Below are 16,776 nucleotides of genomic sequence, written 5' to 3' on the forward strand. Positions count from 1 at the left end.
GCTGGAGCGTACGGCGCTGCCAAAGCAGCAGTTGCGACGTGGAATGTCGATCTGGCCGCCGAACTGGGCCCAGAAGGCATCACGGCGAACATCGTCTCCCCCGGTTACATCGCCGACACCGAGTTCTTCCGGGACTTTCTGACGGACGAGCGTCGCGCGATGCTGATCGAATCCACCAGCACCAAGCGCGCCGGAACCCCGGACGACATCGCATCAGCCGTCCATTTCTTGGCCTCACCGGGTGCCCGGCAGATCACCGGTCAGGTATTGGCAGTCAACGGCGGTGAGAGAACCAGTCGCTGATCACGCCAGGTGGCGCTCGAAGAACGAGTCGATTCGCTTCCAGGCATCCTGCGCTGCAACAGGATCGGGACCGATTCCGAGGATGCGCTCCAAAGGACGAAGCACCTTGGGTCCGGCCTCCGCGTCGTTGAGGAACGCGTGGCCGGCGGTGGGGTACTCCTTGACGTCGTTCTCGATACCGGCATTGCTGAGCGCCGTCTCCAGCTTCGCTGCCGCGCCCCGGAGCGAAAAGTCCTTGCCTCCGAAACTCCCGACGATCGGGCACGCATCCACCACGGCCTCATCGAGTTTGCGTGGAAGCTGACCGTAGTTCACCGAGGCAGCGTCGAAATCTCCGGCGCTGACCATCGCGAAGCCGCCGCCCATGCAGAATCCGATGACACCGATCTTTCCGGTGCAGTCCGGGGATTCCACCAGCCAACTGCGAGCGACTTCGATGTCGGTGAACGCCTTGCCGTGTCCTCGAAGCATCGACGTCATGGTGGGCACGAGGCACCGCTTCGCCCCGCCCGCGCTGTAGAGGTCGACAGCAAGCGTCAAAAACCCCGCAGCGGCCAGCCGCTTGGCTTGCCGCTGCGTCACCTCCTCGAGCCCGAAGGCCTCGTGAATCATCACTACCCCCGGCCACGGGCCGGGGGTAGTGGGGGTTTCGAGTATCGCTCGCAGCGGTTGTGATCCGCCGACTACTGCGGCGCGGCCCGTCAGATCTATGTCCACCATGTTTCGATGCTAGGCCGACGCGGCGTCAATAGGCTCGGAAGCGAGGTCAGGGGAGCTGTTTTCCCTGGCCCGCCGCAAGCCCGGTCAAGACCTCGGCGAGCTGCGGCAAGGCGTACGGCGCGCTCAGTGGACCGAAATTGTCGACAAAGGCATTCGAGAGCAGAAGTTCGACCGGCGCATAGGCTCGCGCCTTCACCGCGGGGAGGTTCTGGAAAACTGCGAAGTTCTCCAACCTCGTCGTCGCTTCCTGATCAGAAGCGAGGCTGAGCAAAATGTCTGCGGGTGCGAGTACCTCCGCCTGCTCCATCGACAGCGCAGTCATCTGCTCGGCGTTGTATCCGCGATAGTCGAGTCCGAGTTCGCGCAGCAGAACCCCGGGCGCACTGGCATCCCCCTGCACATACAACTGATCGCCGTACATCGAGCCGATCATGATCGTCTTGCCACCCAAGCCGTTCAGGGAAGCTGCGGTGTCGGAGATCAGAGCGTCGGTCCGGGCGATCGCTGCAGCAGCAGCCTCGTCGACAAAAGCTGCCTGCCCGACCGTGGCGACGCCGTCACGCCACGAGGTGGTCCAGTCCAGCGCGATGACCGGCGCGATCTGGCTGAGCCTCTCGGCTGCCGGTTCGAGATAAGTCTTCATTCCGATGATGAGATCCGGTGAGTAGCGCGCGATGATTTCCGGGCTGATTTCGCCTGTGGTGTCGAAGCTTTCGAGATCGGCTATTCCAGCGGTGCTCTGCCACGGCAGTGCACCGCGGTCCCACGCACCCGTATTGCCGTAGGCGACTGGGTGAACGCCGAGAGAGAGCAGGAATTCGAGATCCGTGAAGTCGCTGGCAACAACGATCCTTTCCGGCTTCCCCGAGATCGTGGTGGTGCCGAGCGCATTGACGACTTGGCGTTGCTCACCGGCGTCTGCGGCATCTGACGCCGTCGAACAACCCGCAAGGATGGCGGCCGCTGCCACTGCGCCGACCCCGAAGAACCCACTGCGGCTGAGCTGGTCCACAAGTTCAGCGGTCGTCGGTGATTCGCGAATCGTTCCGTACACGTGTGCACTCTCCTTCTCGGCGTCTGCTGCGCGCACCGAGGGCACAGCGAAAGAGAGGTTAGCCCACCCTCATCTTCCATAGGGTTCCTACGTTTGCGATTCCGAGAGATCGGAGCGATAAAAATGGACCGTTCTCGAGCGGACAAGTACATTCCCGCTGATCTATCACCGCAGGCAGTTGGGCGAGCCACCAGTCCCTGCCTTCGGCGATCGGGTCGCTCCAGCATCGAAAATCAGTTGAAGATCAGTTGCCATTCCCTCCTCGAAAGCTTCCGAATTACCGTCTTTTGCACGTCGCCCACCGTTCGACTTGCGCGGCGTGGGAGGATAGACATATCGAGATCGGGACTTCGATGTGAGGGCCCGGATCGAGTTTGTAGGGAGTATCGGTATGGCACAGGGCATCGTGAAGTGGTTCAACGGCGAAAAGGGCTTTGGTTTCATCGCTCCCGACGACGGAACACCGGACGTGTTCGTTCATTACTCTGAAATCTCGGGCAACGGCTACAAGTCGCTCGACGAGAACCAGCGTGTGGAGTTCGAGGTTGGCCAGGGCCAGAAGGGTCCTCAGGCCACCAATGTGCGCGCTGTCTGATCAGTGACACAAGAAGAGGGCCGCACCCGCAAGGGTGCGGCCCTCTTCTGCATCGGATTCACCTCTGAATCACTGATCCTGAATGACGGCCAACGCTCCAACGATGTTCGACTCCGCCACCGACTTCAAGATTCCGAGATCAGCCAGAACACCTGATCCGTCTTCGAGTTCGAGCAGTGCGAGCAGGATGTGCTCGGTTCCGATGTAGTTGTGGCCCAGGCGAAGAGCCTCGCGGAACGTCAGTTCCAGGACCTTGCGCGCACGAGCGTCGTACGGAATGAGTTCTGGTAGTTCGGAAGTCGGAGCCGGTAGTACACCGGCCACTGCAGCTCGGACGGATCCGAGCTCCACCCCCTGCGCCACTATCGCCTTCGCAGCCAACCCGGCAGGCTCCTCGACGAGCCCCAGGAGCAGGTGCTCCGGCCGGATCTCTGCGTTACCGGCGGCGCGGGCTTCGTTCTGCGAGGCCATGACGACGTTCTTCGCCCGGGGAGTGAACCGGTTGAACCCTTCGTTCGGATCCATCGGCTTCTGATCACTCGGCGCCTTGGGAACAAAACGCTTCTGCGCAGCCTGCTTCGAGACACCCATGCTCGCGCCGATCTCCGTCCACGACGCTCCCGACCTACGCGCCTGGTCGACGAAGTGGCCGATCAGGTGATCTGCAACTTCACCGAGATGATCAGCGGCAATCACGGCGTCGGAAAGTTGGTCGAGAGCATCGGTGTGCACCTTCTTGATCGCGTCGATGAGGTCGTCGAGTCGAACCTTGTTGATCATTTCCACTGGTTTGCTCATGCGTCAACCATAGGTTGACGCAATCGAAAACGTCAACCCTAGGTTGACGATCGTCTTCGCCGCCCAGTGCTCAGCCGGAAAAGAATTCACGCAGAGCCGGGACAATAGCGTCGTCGGCGACGCCGTGGCCCTGACCGGGGATCTCCAAAGTCTTTGTCCCCGAGACTTTTGCAGCGATTCTCGTCGCCGAGGCAGGTGCCCATTGACCACTGTCACCGCCGTACATGACCAACGTGGGGACGGTAATGGAGGCAAGCCAGTCGAGCGACTGACAGCCGTGATCACACACAGCGACGTCGTAAGGCAAGGTGTGCGCGATGGCGCACATGTCGGGCCAATCGGCACTCCGCTTGATCTCGTCGACCATCTCCGCGGATGCACCGGTCAGATCCAGAAAACGCGTCACAGCACCTTCCCTGTCGCCGCCCGCAATCAATCGCTCCAGGTCACTTTGGGCAGTCTCGTCACGCTGGTCGTCGTCCATGTACGGCGCCTCGTAGACGGCGAGCTTACGCATCGGAACGGCCTGCGCAGCGGCCTCCAAAGCCAGCGCGGCACCCGACGACAATCCGTAAACGAGCGGTGTTTCACCGGTGGCAGCGACGACCGCCCGCAAGTCCTCCACCTCGGCGTCGATCGAGAACGCGCGACTGTCACCGCTGTCCCCGCGTCCGCGCCTGTCGTACGAATACACCGTGAAGTCCGCCGCCAACTCTGCAGCCAGGGAATCGAACCATCCGCGGTCGCAGAACGCTCCGGCGACCAGGACCACTGCTGGTCCGGCACCGGAGCGTTCGTATGCGATGGTCGTACCGTCGCGGGATTGCACTACCGCAGGGGATTGCTCTGTTTGCACGTCGATCTCCTCAGGTCTGGTCAATGCCTACCTGATTAGACCGCCCGCGCTACCGAAACTCATCGGTCCGGTCGGCAGAGGCTTCAGCTGATCTTGTTGTACAGGGCATCCCAACCCTGTGCCACGTACGAAATCGTGTAGATCGAACCGTAGAACGTAGAGCCACCCAGACTGGTGACGTTGCCCGCCTGCACTGCCGGGAGTCGCTGCCACAGCTTGCTCGCCACCAATGCCTGGTACGCGGCACTGTCCTCGTTCTCGGTGATCATGAAGCCGTCGACGCCGGCCAGCACGTCGAGGCCTTCGAGGCTGACGCCGCCCTCGGGATCGAGCCCCTCCGAGGTGGCGGTTTTGCCACCGATGTCGCCGAGCGTCATGTCGCTGGGCTTGTCGCCCTTCTCGGAGGTACGGATGCTCGTGACGTACAGCGTGTTCGTGTCCGGCATGAACGAGACACTGGCGACGGTCTTGGACGCAATCTTCTCGGCATGACGACTGCGGATGTCGGAAATCAGATTGTCGTAGTCGAGCGTCAATCGATCGAGTGTGGCCGTTCGACCGAGCCAGCCCGACAACCGCGAGAGGTTTGTGCGCCAGTCGTCGGTGAACTCTGTCGTCAGAACCGGTGCGATGGTGGACATCTCGGCCACCGGCCACCACTCGCTCTCGTAGTTCAGGCACACGATCAGGTCGGGCTCGAGCGCCAAGATCTGCTCGCGGTTGGGGATCTCCGACAGGAACGGTACCGACGAATCGATAGGCACCCACGGTGTCGCCTGGGCGTACGTGTAGCCGACGAGCGGAAGTTCCAGCGCTACAGCAGGTTCCAGATCGAGCCGCGAGTCGATCGCGACAACCCTCTTCGGATTGACAGGAATGTCGTACGTTCCGAGAGGTGTCGTCACAGAACGCATTTCGGTTTCACCCGAACTGCTCCCGCTGTCACCGCAGGCCGCCAGGAACGCGCCCAGCCCGGCGATTCCGGCACCGAAGCCGAACTGCCGACGTGTGAGGTCCGAAACGAGGCGGTTGTCGGAGTAGCCCTCGGGAAGCAAGAGCGTGGATTGAGCGGGCATGCGTGTCGAACCTCCAAAAGAAATGAATCATCCACTGTTGCGAGCGGATAAGGATGCCCTAACAGCGTACGCAGGGAGGGTCGTCGCGATCGGCCCAGAAATAGTCGAATCAGGCCAATTCGCACCCCTTACTTGTCGAGTTTGCGCATCTCGACGAAGTAGACCGCACTGAACGCGAGGTAGGTGCCGACGATTCCGAGGACCGAGATGATCAGGACGAGAGCGAGAAACATAGCCATGATGGTCTCCACTGACACGGGTTGTTCACGATGTCGATCGAGAGAAAATGGCTTCGAACTGCGGCGCTGCGACTCGAAGCGGGGCCGAAACTTTCGGTTACACACACCACGCTAGCCTCAGGCGTCTCGAGTTTTGATGAACTCGAGGTGAACTCTCCTACGGCTACGTCACACTTTTCTGTCGGACGGTCAGTTCGGTCCGAGCACCTGTCCGGACCATTCGACCAAAGGCGTCAGTGCGCGCCACGCTGTGCGAACTTCCTTCAATGTCCTGGCGCTGTCCAGCCACGACGGGCTTGGGTAACTACGACCAGCAGTCAGCGACTTGTGACGCAGCAATTCGATCCGCGGGTGATCGACCGTGTATCCGCGAGGCGCCGTCTTGAGCTTGTCGCCGCCGATCGTGAATCCGGCCTTCTCGACGGAGGCCAGGATCTTCTCGAGCTCCGGCCCTCGAACGTCGTCGTCGACAGCCGCACGATAACGCGCGATGGTCTCCGAACTGCTGGCGTAGAAACCACCGGCCACCATCAACCCTGCCGCGTCGATCTGCACGTAGTAGCCGCAGCTCTCGGCGAGACCGACGAACGCTCCCTGGTGCGTCTTGTACGGGATCTTGTCCTTCGAGAATCGAACGTCACGATACGGCCGAAAGAGCTTGGCCGTGCCGAATTCGTCCTCCAACGCTGCGGTCAACGACGCCATCGGACGACGAACCACTTCGTCGTACGTCTCCTTGTGCGCTGCCCACCAGGTCTTGCTGTTGTCGGCTTCCAGGTCTTCGTAGAAGTCGAGTGCAGCAACGGGTATGCCAGTGAACGCAGCCATGGCGTAAGCCTAGCTGCCTGTTCGGCTTTGGACCGTCTGCCCTGCACCGATGCCCGGATCGGCCCGAATCCGTAGACTGCATGGAGATGATTTCCGAAATACAAGCATGGGAACTGACCGATACCAACCGAGACTGGTTGATTCACCGACCCGTCGAGATCGCGATCTACGTGGCACTCGCAGTCGTTCTGCGCTTCGCACTGCACCGCGGGATCGATCGAATGTCGAAGCCTCGCAAGTCTCCGAACGCCAAGGTGAACGAGCGCAGATCGCAGCGAGCCCGGACCATCGGTTCGGTACTCAAATCGACGGTGTCCATCGTCATCCTGGTCTGGTGTGTGCTGCAGATTCTCGGCATCCTCGGGATCAACGTCGCGCCGTTCATCGCATCCGCCGGAGTCATCGGCCTTGCCATCGGTTTCGGTGCACAAAACCTGGTGCGTGACTTCCTCTCCGGTATCTTCATGTTGCTCGAGGATCAGTACGGTGTCGGCGACGTCGTCGATCTCGGCGACGCGGTCGGCACCGTCGAAACAGTGGGCCTGCGCGTCACCACGATTCGAGATGTGAACGGCACCTTGTGGTACTGCCGCAACGGCGAAATCCTGCGAGTGGGCAACATGAGTCAGGGTTACGCCACTGCAGTTCTCGATCTCCCGATCGCCCACAATGCGAACGTGCACAAAGCGTGTGAGGTGGCGACGCGAGCTGTCCTCGAGGCGGCAGAGTCCGAACCGATCAGGGCGGACATGATCGACAAGCCGGAGATGCTGGGAGTCAATTCGGTTACTGCCGAGGCAATTACCATTCGAGTGACGGCGCAGGTCAAGCCTGGGCGCCAATGGGCAGTCCAGCGCGCATTTGCGCGCTCGGCGCTGACTGCGTTCGAAGAGCAGGGTATCGAGGCACCGTACCTGCCTGTTCTGCGATGACGGTTGAGACGGAAGCGTCTGCCCTTTCCATCAAGTGCGCGAGCCCCCGGCGCGGTCGATACCGCCGGGGGCTCGCTGGTGCCTGAAGCATGATTCAGACGGTGGAGGTCGAGACCTCCCGATCAGCCGATCTGTTGCCAAACGCCTTGTGCAGGAACATCGTCAGTGCAATGGCTACCACGATTCCGATCAGCGGCGGGATTCCCACCTCGAACTCACCGGAAAGCCAAGCGAGGAACGCTGCGACGGCATAGACGGCCAGGTTTCGCCAGTGGACCGGCTGCGGGGTGTACCCCTCGGGTATGCCTCGCCGCCACCGGCACAGGAAGTCAGCGATGATCACGCCGCCCAATGGCGGGATGAAAGTTCCGAGCAGGCTCAGGTAGTCGACCAGATGGTTGTGCACACCGGTCAGAGCGAGCGCCGTGCCGATCACACATCCACCGATGACGAACGGGGTCTTGCGGGGCTTTCTGAACAGTTCGGCACCGGCCACTCCGAATGCGTATGCGGTGTCTGCGTTGCTCTTCCAGAGGTTTCCGAACAGCAAGACCAGGCCCCAGCCGACAAGCCCGAGGTTGTAGAGGATCAACACGAAGTCACCCTCGTGGAACGTGATGGCTCCGATGGCGCCGAACAGGATCATCAATCCGTTTCCGAGGAGGAACCCGATAACGCAGGCCCACACCGCTTGTGATCCGGAGCGAGCAAATCTGGTCCAGTTGGGCGCTTGCGTTCCCGCCGATACAAACGTGCCGACGACAGTGGTGATTGCGAGCGCGATCGTCATGGTCGTCTGCGGTTGAACCGAGACCAGGCCGGAAAATCCACCGACCTCTTCGAGGGACCGGAACACGACCCAGCAGGCCAACGCCAGGATCAAGGGCGTCGAGACGAGCGAAACCCAGTACATTCCGCGGTAGCCGTAGCAGGCGGTGACGCACATCAAGATGCTCGCCGCGATCATCACCGACGCCCGCGCGAGATAGGACTCCCAGCCCAATGCCTGCGCGGTGAGATCACCGATCGTGCCGATGATGACTCCGTACCAGCCGATCTGAGTACCGCCCAGCAGGATCGAAGCGAGCTTGGACCCGCGAGTGCCGAAACTGTAGCGCGCCATCACAACTGTAGTCAGTCCGGTTCGGGCTCCGACGAACCCCATCATGGCGACGTAGACCCCCAAGATGGCGGATCCGGCGGCGATCACCACCATCAGTTTCCAGAACGAGAACGCGGTACCGAGCGCTGCTCCGGCCAACATCGTCGGCGTGAAGATGGTGAACCCCAACAACACGACTGCGAGCGAGAAGAACGGCTTTCGTGCATGAAGCGGAACCGGAGTGACGGGATAGTCTGGATCGATCGGGGGGCCTGCGCTCTCCGAATCGCCTGCGACCGTGGCAGGTTCGACGGCGCTGCTCATACAACTTCGCCGATGTCTTCGAGCCACAGGCTCGGGCGCTCGGCCAGCATGCGGTCCATCAGTGCCACACACTCCGCGTCGTCGACGACGTCGACCTGAATTCCGCTGCTGCGCAACCATTCCTCCGACGCCTCGAACGAACGATTTTCGCCGACCACGATTCGAGGGATCTCGTACAGGCGCGCAGTTCCGGCGCACATGAAGCACGGCGACAAAGTCGTGTAGAGGACACACTCGCGATACACCGAGGCCGGCAGTCGTCCGGCGCGCTCGATGCAGTCGGTCTCGCCATGACGGATGGCGCTGTTCATCTGGACCCGACGGTTACGTCCGACTGCGAGAACCTCGCCCCGGTGAATCAGCGCCGCGCCGATCGGCACGCCGCCCTCCTCCCAACCGATCTTCGCCTGTTCGATCGCAAGTCCGAGAAAATACTCATCGGTGTGTGCCGGATGATTCATGTGCGCTCCTGGAGTCTGACCAAAATCGTCGATTGTGGCTCGTGTCACAATCCGACCACGGTGGTAACAGCCCGACAAGGGACAACCTGTCAGTTCGGCAGAACTAGCTCTATGACGAAGTGCCCCCTCGGCGGACGATATAGAAATGCTCCCGACTCTGCGACAAGTTCTTGCGATGCCCTCGTTCAAGGCCGCCGCAATCGAGGTGCTCGCGGGCGACATCGATACCGCGGTGGTCCGCTGGGTCCATTCGTCCGAGGTGTACGAGATGGGTGGGCTGCTGTCCGGAGGTGAGGTCCTTCTGACCACGGGCCTCGGTCTGCACGGGCGATCTCCCGAGCAGCTCACCGCCTACATCGACCAATTGGCGGACGCGGGATGCGTCGCACTCGCGATGGAAGTCGGGCGCTCGTTCCTCACGGCCCCTCCCGAACTCGTCGAAGCTTCGCGCCGACGGGGACTCGCGTTCTTGGCCTTGCACGCAGTAGTGCCCTTCGAGCGGATGGTCGAAGACTTTCACGACCTCATGCTCCGCCGCACTCTCGGTTCGGCGCAAGCGGGCGAGCCTGTCTGGCAAGAACTTCTGAGTCTCGTGGTGGCGGGCCAGGGCATGACCGCGCTGCTCGACAAGGTGTCACGACTCGCGGGGTGCGGCGTCGATCTGCTCGACGCGGATGGCAGAACCGTCGAGCGCAGCACAACCGGCGCAGAGCGATCCGAGACCGAACGCACTATCCACGACGTACGCGGCCCGACGAACTCACTCGGTCGACTTGTCCTGTGCGGGCCGGCAACCACACGCCGAACCGCCGTCGCAAACTGCGCCGCCGTCGCGGTAGCTCTGGAACTCGGCCGTCACGGCGATCTCGGCCCAAGACAGTCACTCGCCCAATCGGTGATCACCGACGTGGTGGGCGGTGTGCTCACATCGCACGGCGACTTGTCCGAGCGACTGACAGCGGCCGGGTGGACGCCGTTGTCGGAGGGGCACCACGTCCTCGTCGCCGCTGTCGACATCGATCGGCAAACCCCGGTTCGAGAGCTCGCTGACCGAGTACACGACGCCGTGCGGGCCGTATTCGGCTCCTGTGTCGTCGGGACTGCGGCCAATCACGTCATCGTGCTCGCGCACGGGTGGGCGTCCGCATCCCCCGCTCGAGTGCGGACTGCGTTCACCGAAGCCGACGAACTGCTACGCCGCGGGCCGGGCGGTTCCGCGGTACGCACGCTCGGAGTGGCGACGCCGGTCGCGGACCTGTCGGGCGTCGGGGCTGCGGTCGCGCAAGCTCGCGAAGTCGTCCAGATCGCGCGGCGCTTCGGCACCCGGACCGGAGTGATCCTCGCGAGGGACGTCGGCGTCCAACGACTGCTCGCCGCCGGAACGACACCCGCTTCGCTGTCCGTATTCGTAACCGAGCAACTCGGTTCGCTGATCGCATACGACACAGCACATTCCGCCGATCTCGTCCGAACGCTCGACGCGTACCTCGCACATCGGGGCGGCAAGGCGAGAACCGCGGATTTCCTCGGCATTCGGCGTCAGTCGCTTTATGCACGGCTCACGCGTATCGAGAAGCTGATGGGTGTTTCCCTCGACGATCCGGCACAGGTGGTCTGCCTCGGGCTTGCGCTGACCGCATGGCGCATGCGCACCGGCCTTGATCCACAAGCAGCGTTCGAGCGTCTCCCCGGGTGAGCGACAACCTCTGCGATGATGAACGAATGACCGGAGCAGCGGAGTTGATGATCGAGATCCCTGCCGGCGAGGTGCACCTTCGGGACGACCGCAAAGGTACTGCGTGGACCTCGAAAGTCGAATCCTTCCGCCTCGCACGCCATCTCACCACCAGGGCGCCGCTTCACGGAGATTCGTCGGACGATTCGAGCAAACCAGCGGTCGACCTTTCATGGAAGGACGCCATCGCAACCTGCAACGCACTTTCGGTCGCGGACGGTCTGACACCCGCATATCGAGACGTCGACACCGATTCTCCGCAGTGGGACCGGGGCGCAACTGGCTACCGGCTCGCCACCGAGGCCGAGTGGCAGTACGCATGCAAGGCCGGCACCTCCGGCTACCGCTACGGCGAGATCGACGAGATTGCCTGGTACAGCGACAATTCAGAGGGTAGGGCTCGTCCCGTCGGAACGAAGGCACCCAACAACTGGGGCCTGTACGACATGATCGGCAATGTCTGGGAATGGTGCTGGGATCTCTACGACCCCGAGGTCTACGGCACGTACCGGATCTTCCGCGGCGGCAGTTGGGCCGAAAGTGAGCGCGGTTGCGGCGCTACCGTAAGGCGGCGAAGCCACCCGACGTTTGCTATCGACGACCTGGGATTTCGCCTAGCTCAAACGATCTGAGGGCAGACGGCCGAGGACTTCGAGCACAGCCTCGATCTCTTCTCGACTGCGCAGCCGAACTATCGGCAACGACGGCACATCGACAAGAACCGTGGCCATTCGCTCGGCGTTGCGTCCGTCGCTTCGCCAGGCCCACCGAACCACATGATCCGGATCGAAGAGAATGGTGTGCAGAGGCGGTTCCATGTTGCGGTTCCACAACACCTCTCGCTGCAGACGCCGACGTACGGTTCGTGTGATCACCTGGCGCATCACCGTCCGCCGAGGCAAATCCAACCACAGCATCAGGTCCGCACGCTCGGCCAGAAGCTCACGCACCGCACCGTACTGCCACTCGGTCACCCAGGCCGGCTCGCTGGAAAAGCGTCGTACTTCGGTTTCGAAACTGTCGAGCGGAATCCAGTCGGGCCCGTGGAACAGCGAGTCCAGCTCAGTGTGTTCGATCTCGAGAAGCCGCCCGATTCGACCGGCGAGAGTCGTCTTTCCGGCACCGGAAGTCCCCGCGACAAGGATCTTCTGCGGACGAATCGTCAGCGCGGCGGGGTCTACGAAAGGCACCGATACACCCTAGGGGCCTTACACTTCGCAGTCCACCCATTCGATGTAACCGGTACCGTTGATCGACGCACCGTCGAAGCTTCCCCGGTAGGTGTACGCGCCGACGTATCCCTTGCCGTGACCGTAGCGCCACTCCGAGTCGATCTCGGCCTCGAACTCCACGACCGTCCTGCCGTGATCGCGTACCTGCCAACGCAGTACGCGCGGCACACGCATCTCGCGACCCTGTGGGTCGACGTGCAATGCGTCGGCGTACTCGAGCACGTCGAACTCGACGTCGTCGAAGACCTTCGCACTACCGTCGACAGTCCGAATGTAGGCGAGCTTGCACGCCGTAACGCCTGACGCTCGAACATCGGTGAGCAACAACTGATGCCGGTCGTCCAGTTGAACGATCTGGTAGGTGAAAAAGTCGGCCGGGAGCTTCCACGACTCGGGAAGCCCGCGGCGAGTCAACGATTGCGGTGTCATGCACCGCGCGTACTCGACGGTGCACGGACCCGAAATACTTACCGGTCCATCCGGACTCGCAATTGTTCCGGAGCACTGTGCCAGCAGACTGACGTGGTCGTAGACGGGATTACGCACGAACCACGACGCTTGATCCGTTGCCACGATCTCGAGATCGACGTCGAATGAGTCGTATCGCCCGGTGACTCGGAAGTTCGGATAGCTGTTCTCGATGATCAGGTTGTCACCGAAGGCGATTCGCGAACCATCTTCTTCGAACGCACACTCATCGGCAGCGTCGTACGCCCGGTAGAAGTGATGGCCCGGCGCTGCGGTGGAACTCAGCACGGTTGCGGTGTTTCGCGCGTCTGGTGCAGCGAGATAGTCGTTGTCGAACACCACCGTCCCGGTTGCACCGATCAACGTCATGGTGTTGAGGTAACGGAAAGGCCCTGGCAGCCGGGGAACGAAGATCCCGTAGTGCGTCCACGCGAACTTACGCGAAGCCAGGTGCGGACGCATCATGTCGGGCCGATCGAACGGGCGTACCGATTCCGCCATTCGCTTGTCGATCAGCGGTAGCGCGCCGTCCAGCAAGGCCCGAACCGCGGGTCGCCACAATCGGCGCGAGCGGGTGGCGGGAACAGGGTCGGAACGATCAACGGTTTGTCCGGTCACGCCCCTAAGTTAATGTAACCAGTCGTAACAAACAAGTGTCGAAGTTTCCTCGATGACCTCACACCCTGAACACCCGCGCCCTGCCCACCGGGCGAATAGCATGTGAGAATCCGCGTACCGGAACCGGTCGCAGAGAGGGCGCAACAATGCAGCACGAAGAGTCGTCGTTCACCGGAGTCGCCGGTACCAAGATCGTCTACGACGTGTGGACACCGGACCGCGAACCCACCGGGGTTCTCGTCCTGTGCCACGGACTCGGCGAACACGCGAGGCGCTACGACCATGTTGCTGCGCGGCTCGGGGAACTCGGGCTCATCGTGTATGCACCCGACCATCGCGGGCACGGACGCTCTGGCGGCAAGCGCGTTCACCTCAAGGAATTCTCCGACTTCACCGACGACGTCCACACGTTGTTCTCGATCGTGACGGCGGCACATCCCGGCAAGGACAAGTTCCTGCTCGGGCACAGCATGGGCGGCGCGATCGCCCTTTCCTATGCCCTCGACCATCAGGCCGATCTCAAAGCCCTCGCCCTGTCCGGACCTGCGGTGATCATCGCAACCGGCACTCCGAAGATCGTGATGCAGTTGGGCAAGATCGTCGGCAAATACCTCCCGGACGTGCCCGTCGAGAACCTGGAAGCTGCTGCCGTATCGCGTGATCAGAAGGTCGTCGACAAGTACAACGCCGACCCGCTGGTTCACCACGGCAAGGTTCCCGCCGGTATCGCGCGCGGCATGATCACCGCCGCGGAAGGCTTCCCGGCGCGCCTGCCCTCGCTCACCATTCCCGTACTGCTTCAACACGGCTCGGACGACCGTTTGACGGACCCGGCCGGCAGCAAGCTCGTCGCAGATCTGGCCGGCTCTTCGGATGTCACCTTGAAGGTGTACGACGGCCTGTACCACGAGATCTTCAACGAGCCTGAGCAGGAAGAAGTTCTGAACGATCTGATCGAGTGGCTGCGTCCGCGGGTCACCGGAGCATAGTCATGTCTACGTGCGGGATCCTGCTGGCGGCCGGGGCCGGATCCCGCATGGGCAAACCCAAAGCGCTCGTCACAAACACCGAGGGTCAGTCTTGGCTCCACCACGGGGTGACGACACTGCAGTCCGCAGGCCTCTCACCGGTCATCGTGGTCCTCGGCGCGCAGGCAGAGGACGCCCTCGAACTACTGCCCACCACCGATGTCATTGTGGTGATATCGGATTGGCAACACGGAATGAGCGCGTCACTGCGCTGCGGACTCGAGGCCGCCATGCGAATCGACGACGCAGATGCGGCAGCGATCTCTCTGGTCGACGTCCCGGACCTCAACGCCGACACCGTGACGCGGATCGTGGGTCACAGCTCCCCATCACGAAACATACTGCGAAGAGCTGTCTTTCACGGCCGTCCCGGCCATCCCGTCCTGATCGGACGCGACCACTGGCCGACGCTTGCAAAGTCACTCACCGGGGACGGCGGCGCCAACACCTACCTACGCGAACACGGGGTCGAGTTGGTGGAGTGCAGCGACCTCAGCAGCGGCGTCGACGTCGACTACCCCGAAGCCTGATCGCACGTCACAATCCTCCCAGGTGGTGGGTGTCCGTATTCGGTGTAAAGATGGCCCGATGAAACGTACCGTCGCCGCCCTGCTCGACATCGAGATCGACGAGGCGACCAACCTGGAGTTCAAGATCGCGGTGACGCGCGCGCCGGGTGTCGAACTGCTGGAAACGATGTCGTTCGTCCATGACGGCAATCCGCTCGAACCCCGCGAGATCACCGCCGAACACGGTACCCGGATTCACCTACTCGACTGTGCCCCAGGCAAACTGATCGTCAGCTACGACGCAACCGTCATCGGCCGCGCAGAACCGGCGTCGGTCAGCGACTACGACGTGTCGAAATATCTGCGCCCCAGCCGGTATGCCGAGGCCGACAAGTTCTTCGGTTTTGTCGCCGGGCAATTCGATCTCGCCACTCCCCCGGCCGAACTCCTCCTCGAAGTCACTCGCTGGGTGAGTACACATTTGAGTTATGTTCCCGGCACCAGTCGCGGCACCGACAGTGCGGTCGACACCTTGCTCGCCGGCGCCGGAGTGTGCCGCGACTACTCGCACCTGACCGTCTCACTGCTGCGCGCCGTGGGGATTCCCGCTCGACTGGTGGCCGTCTACGCGCCGGGCTGCGATCCGATGGATTTTCACGCCGTAGTCGAAGCCAATATCGACCACGTCTGGCGCGTGGTCGATGCAACGCAATTGGCGCCGCGCAGCAATCTTGTGCGCATCTCGACCGGCCGAGATGCCGCAGACACAGCCTTCCTCGACAATCACGGCGGTTCGATCACGTTGCACGCCTCGGAAGTTCGCGCAGTCGTCGACGGCGTTCTCGACAACGACGACTACGCAACACTCACATCGATCGGCTGAAAAGCGTCAGGCGCTGATCTGGTTCTGCGAGGCCATCGTTCGCTCGAGGAACTTGATCGTGAGATCGACGATCGCCTTCCCCTCCCGAAGAGCTTTCCCGATCACCGGGAAAGCATGGATCTGCCCACTCCAGATGTGCGTTTCGACGGCTTGTCCTGCCTTGATCAAGTTTTCGGTCATGATCTCGACGTCCGGACGCATCAGTTCGTATTCGGCGGACACCAGGAACGACGGCGGAATCAGACTGGCGTCGGCGTTGATCGGCGACTGCGCACCAGGAATCTCGTCCGGACCCTCGAGCCACCGGTCCTTGAGCTTTTCCACCTGTGACATCGGTAGGTAGGCATCACGTTTCATGAAATCGGGATCATGGTCCTCGAGGTTCACGTTGAGAAGAGGGGAATATCCCACCACGGCAGCGGGCCGCGTGATTCCGCGCAGTGCGGCAATTTCGGCGACCTTCATGGCCAGGTATCCGCCCGCCGAGTCACCGGCAACCACAATCTTGTTCGGGTCTTCGGCTGTCTCGAGCAACGCGGTGTACGCGGCCATTGCGTCCTTGACGGAGGTGCCGATGGAACCTTCCGGCAGCTGGCGGTAGCGCACGGAGATCACCGGTACTCCGGCCTTCGCAGAGAGCAAACCGCACAGTGCCCGGTGCGTTGCCAGACCGCAGAAGACGAATCCCCCTCCATGGAAGTAGAGGATCGTGGCGCCGGCCAACTCGCCCTGCGCTTTGCGTGGATGCTGCACCTTCTCGCTGGGCACACCACCCAGCGTGAAAGGCTCGATATCGAGGTTCTTCGGCTTCGGCAGTTTGTCCGCCATCGCGTCGAGTCGCTCGAGTTGGCGGATACCACGTTCGGTGGTCGGCCACAGGGTGAACATCGGCTTCACGAACGTCCTGGTCAGGCAGAAGATAACCCGCGCTCGCGGACTCACGTTCCAATGCCATACCGTCGAATCTCGCGTCCGCATAGCGTCCTCCCAGGTCAAGCCGTTTTGTGCATTTGAG

At 62.0% G+C, this 16,776-nt stretch carries 19 protein-coding genes; 8 read left to right on the forward strand and 11 right to left on the reverse strand.

The window, feature by feature from the left end; translation table 11 throughout:
* The coding region (locus ACYP01_RS13665) for an SDR family NAD(P)-dependent oxidoreductase (RefSeq protein WP_459680555.1) at positions 1-303 on the forward strand (303 nt) is incomplete at its 5' end.
* On the opposite strand, the gene ACYP01_RS13670 is transcribed toward ACYP01_RS13665, so the two are convergent.
* Together ACYP01_RS13670 and ACYP01_RS13675 are read right to left on the reverse strand one after the other, a co-directional pair.
* A complete protein-coding gene (locus tag ACYP01_RS13670) occupies positions 304-1,023 on the reverse strand; it encodes a dienelactone hydrolase family protein (RefSeq protein ID WP_459680557.1) in 720 nt (239 codons plus the stop codon). It lies immediately after the preceding gene.
* 46 nt (positions 1,024-1,069) lie between these two features.
* Entirely contained in the window at positions 1,070-2,113 is a 1,044-nt protein-coding gene (locus ACYP01_RS13675; protein ID WP_459680559.1) for an ABC transporter substrate-binding protein, read from the reverse strand.
* 355 nt (positions 2,114-2,468) lie between these two features.
* Between ACYP01_RS13675 and ACYP01_RS13680 the strand changes: the two genes are divergently transcribed.
* On the forward strand, positions 2,469-2,672 hold the full coding sequence (locus tag ACYP01_RS13680) for a cold-shock protein (RefSeq protein ID WP_003939930.1): 204 nt from the start codon (positions 2,469-2,471) through the stop codon (positions 2,670-2,672).
* 69 nt (positions 2,673-2,741) lie between these two features.
* On the opposite strand, the gene ACYP01_RS13685 is transcribed toward ACYP01_RS13680, so the two are convergent.
* The 4 genes from ACYP01_RS13685 to ACYP01_RS13700 form a co-directional block, all read right to left on the reverse strand.
* Positions 2,742-3,470: a Clp protease N-terminal domain-containing protein gene (locus ACYP01_RS13685; RefSeq protein ID WP_459680561.1), complete on the reverse strand. Its 729-nt coding sequence runs from the start codon at positions 3,468-3,470 to the stop codon at positions 2,742-2,744.
* 70 nt (positions 3,471-3,540) lie between these two features.
* Positions 3,541-4,326: an alpha/beta fold hydrolase gene (locus ACYP01_RS13690; RefSeq protein ID WP_042447011.1), complete on the reverse strand. Its 786-nt coding sequence runs from the start codon at positions 4,324-4,326 to the stop codon at positions 3,541-3,543.
* A gap of 83 nt (positions 4,327-4,409) precedes the next feature.
* A complete protein-coding gene (locus tag ACYP01_RS13695; protein WP_007729992.1) occupies positions 4,410-5,402 on the reverse strand; it encodes an ABC transporter substrate-binding protein in 993 nt (330 codons plus the stop codon).
* Between the two features lie 428 nt (positions 5,403-5,830).
* Complete coding sequence (locus tag ACYP01_RS13700) at positions 5,831-6,469, reverse strand: DUF2461 domain-containing protein (RefSeq protein WP_003939783.1); 639 nt, start codon at positions 6,467-6,469, stop codon at positions 5,831-5,833.
* A gap of 80 nt (positions 6,470-6,549) precedes the next feature.
* Here ACYP01_RS13700 and ACYP01_RS13705 point away from each other — a divergent pair, with 80 nt between their 5' ends.
* Positions 6,550-7,401, forward strand: coding sequence for a mechanosensitive ion channel family protein (locus tag ACYP01_RS13705; RefSeq protein WP_007729990.1), 852 nt, complete (start codon positions 6,550-6,552; stop codon positions 7,399-7,401).
* A gap of 94 nt (positions 7,402-7,495) precedes the next feature.
* Here ACYP01_RS13705 and codB read toward each other — a convergent pair whose 3' ends face one another.
* Together codB and ACYP01_RS13715 are read right to left on the reverse strand one after the other, a co-directional pair.
* Positions 7,496-8,827, reverse strand: coding sequence for a cytosine permease (gene codB / locus ACYP01_RS13710; RefSeq protein ID WP_063315722.1), 1,332 nt, complete (start codon positions 8,825-8,827; stop codon positions 7,496-7,498).
* Positions 8,824-9,288, reverse strand: coding sequence for a nucleoside deaminase (locus ACYP01_RS13715; RefSeq protein ID WP_003940577.1), 465 nt, complete (start codon positions 9,286-9,288; stop codon positions 8,824-8,826). The genes codB and ACYP01_RS13715 overlap by 4 nt, the downstream gene beginning before the upstream one ends.
* A gap of 175 nt (positions 9,289-9,463) precedes the next feature.
* On the opposite strand from ACYP01_RS13715, the gene ACYP01_RS13720 reads away from it, so the two are divergent.
* Positions 9,464-10,984, forward strand: coding sequence for a PucR family transcriptional regulator (locus ACYP01_RS13720; protein ID WP_232508896.1), 1,521 nt, complete (start codon positions 9,464-9,466; stop codon positions 10,982-10,984).
* Positions 10,985-11,010: 26 nt separating this feature from the next.
* Positions 11,011-11,655: a formylglycine-generating enzyme family protein gene (locus ACYP01_RS13725; protein WP_459680566.1), complete on the forward strand. Its 645-nt coding sequence runs from the start codon at positions 11,011-11,013 to the stop codon at positions 11,653-11,655.
* Here the strand turns inward: ACYP01_RS13725 and ACYP01_RS13730 are convergent.
* Together ACYP01_RS13730 and ACYP01_RS13735 are read right to left on the reverse strand one after the other, a co-directional pair.
* Positions 11,638-12,213 (reverse strand): P-loop NTPase family protein, encoded by a 576-nt coding sequence (locus ACYP01_RS13730; RefSeq protein WP_047272030.1) that lies wholly within the window; start codon positions 12,211-12,213, stop codon positions 11,638-11,640. The genes ACYP01_RS13725 and ACYP01_RS13730 overlap by 18 nt on opposite strands.
* Positions 12,214-12,231: 18 nt before the next feature.
* Positions 12,232-13,341, reverse strand: coding sequence for a DUF6670 family protein (locus tag ACYP01_RS13735; RefSeq protein WP_459680569.1), 1,110 nt, complete (start codon positions 13,339-13,341; stop codon positions 12,232-12,234).
* 146 nt (positions 13,342-13,487) lie between these two features.
* On the opposite strand from ACYP01_RS13735, the gene ACYP01_RS13740 reads away from it, so the two are divergent.
* The 3 genes from ACYP01_RS13740 to ACYP01_RS13750 are packed head-to-tail and all read left to right on the forward strand — an operon-like array spanning position 13,488 to position 15,761.
* Positions 13,488-14,330, forward strand: a complete 843-nt coding sequence (locus ACYP01_RS13740; RefSeq protein WP_019745522.1) for an alpha/beta hydrolase — start codon at positions 13,488-13,490, stop codon at positions 14,328-14,330.
* A 2-nt stretch (positions 14,331-14,332) separates the two neighbouring features.
* On the forward strand, positions 14,333-14,899 hold the full coding sequence (locus tag ACYP01_RS13745; RefSeq protein WP_037128704.1) for a nucleotidyltransferase family protein: 567 nt from the start codon (positions 14,333-14,335) through the stop codon (positions 14,897-14,899).
* A 58-nt stretch (positions 14,900-14,957) separates the two neighbouring features.
* Positions 14,958-15,761 (forward strand): transglutaminase-like domain-containing protein, encoded by an 804-nt coding sequence (locus ACYP01_RS13750; RefSeq protein WP_054827046.1) that lies wholly within the window; start codon positions 14,958-14,960, stop codon positions 15,759-15,761.
* Positions 15,762-15,767: 6 nt separating this feature from the next.
* On the opposite strand, the gene ACYP01_RS13755 is transcribed toward ACYP01_RS13750, so the two are convergent.
* On the reverse strand, positions 15,768-16,739 hold the full coding sequence (locus ACYP01_RS13755) for an alpha/beta hydrolase (protein WP_030536535.1): 972 nt from the start codon (positions 16,737-16,739) through the stop codon (positions 15,768-15,770).
* Positions 16,740-16,776: the final 37 nt, after the last annotated feature.

The organism is Rhodococcus sp. no. 34 (assembly GCF_054589475.1).

Coding starts and splice junctions, on each gene's coding strand:
- ACYP01_RS13670 (WP_459680557.1), bottom strand. CDS start 1,023: ATGGTGGACATAGATCTGACGGGCCGCGCCGCAGTAGTCGGCGGATCA.
- ACYP01_RS13680 (WP_003939930.1), top strand. CDS start 2,469: ATGGCACAGGGCATCGTGAAGTGGTTCAACGGCGAAAAGGGCTTTGGT.
- ACYP01_RS13685 (WP_459680561.1), bottom strand. CDS start 3,470: ATGAGCAAACCAGTGGAAATGATCAACAAGGTTCGACTCGACGACCTC.
- ACYP01_RS13695 (WP_007729992.1), bottom strand. CDS start 5,402: ATGCCCGCTCAATCCACGCTCTTGCTTCCCGAGGGCTACTCCGACAAC.
- ACYP01_RS13700 (WP_003939783.1), bottom strand. CDS start 6,469: ATGGCTGCGTTCACTGGCATACCCGTTGCTGCACTCGACTTCTACGAA.
- ACYP01_RS13705 (WP_007729990.1), top strand. CDS start 6,550: ATGGAGATGATTTCCGAAATACAAGCATGGGAACTGACCGATACCAAC.
- codB (WP_063315722.1), bottom strand. CDS start 8,827: ATGAGCAGCGCCGTCGAACCTGCCACGGTCGCAGGCGATTCGGAGAGC.
- ACYP01_RS13715 (WP_003940577.1), bottom strand. CDS start 9,288: ATGAATCATCCGGCACACACCGATGAGTATTTTCTCGGACTTGCGATC.
- ACYP01_RS13720 (WP_232508896.1), top strand. CDS start 9,464: ATGCCCTCGTTCAAGGCCGCCGCAATCGAGGTGCTCGCGGGCGACATC.
- ACYP01_RS13725 (WP_459680566.1), top strand. CDS start 11,011: ATGACCGGAGCAGCGGAGTTGATGATCGAGATCCCTGCCGGCGAGGTG.
- ACYP01_RS13740 (WP_019745522.1), top strand. CDS start 13,488: ATGCAGCACGAAGAGTCGTCGTTCACCGGAGTCGCCGGTACCAAGATC.
- ACYP01_RS13745 (WP_037128704.1), top strand. CDS start 14,333: ATGTCTACGTGCGGGATCCTGCTGGCGGCCGGGGCCGGATCCCGCATG.
- ACYP01_RS13750 (WP_054827046.1), top strand. CDS start 14,958: ATGAAACGTACCGTCGCCGCCCTGCTCGACATCGAGATCGACGAGGCG.
- ACYP01_RS13755 (WP_030536535.1), bottom strand. CDS start 16,739: ATGCGGACGCGAGATTCGACGGTATGGCATTGGAACGTGAGTCCGCGA.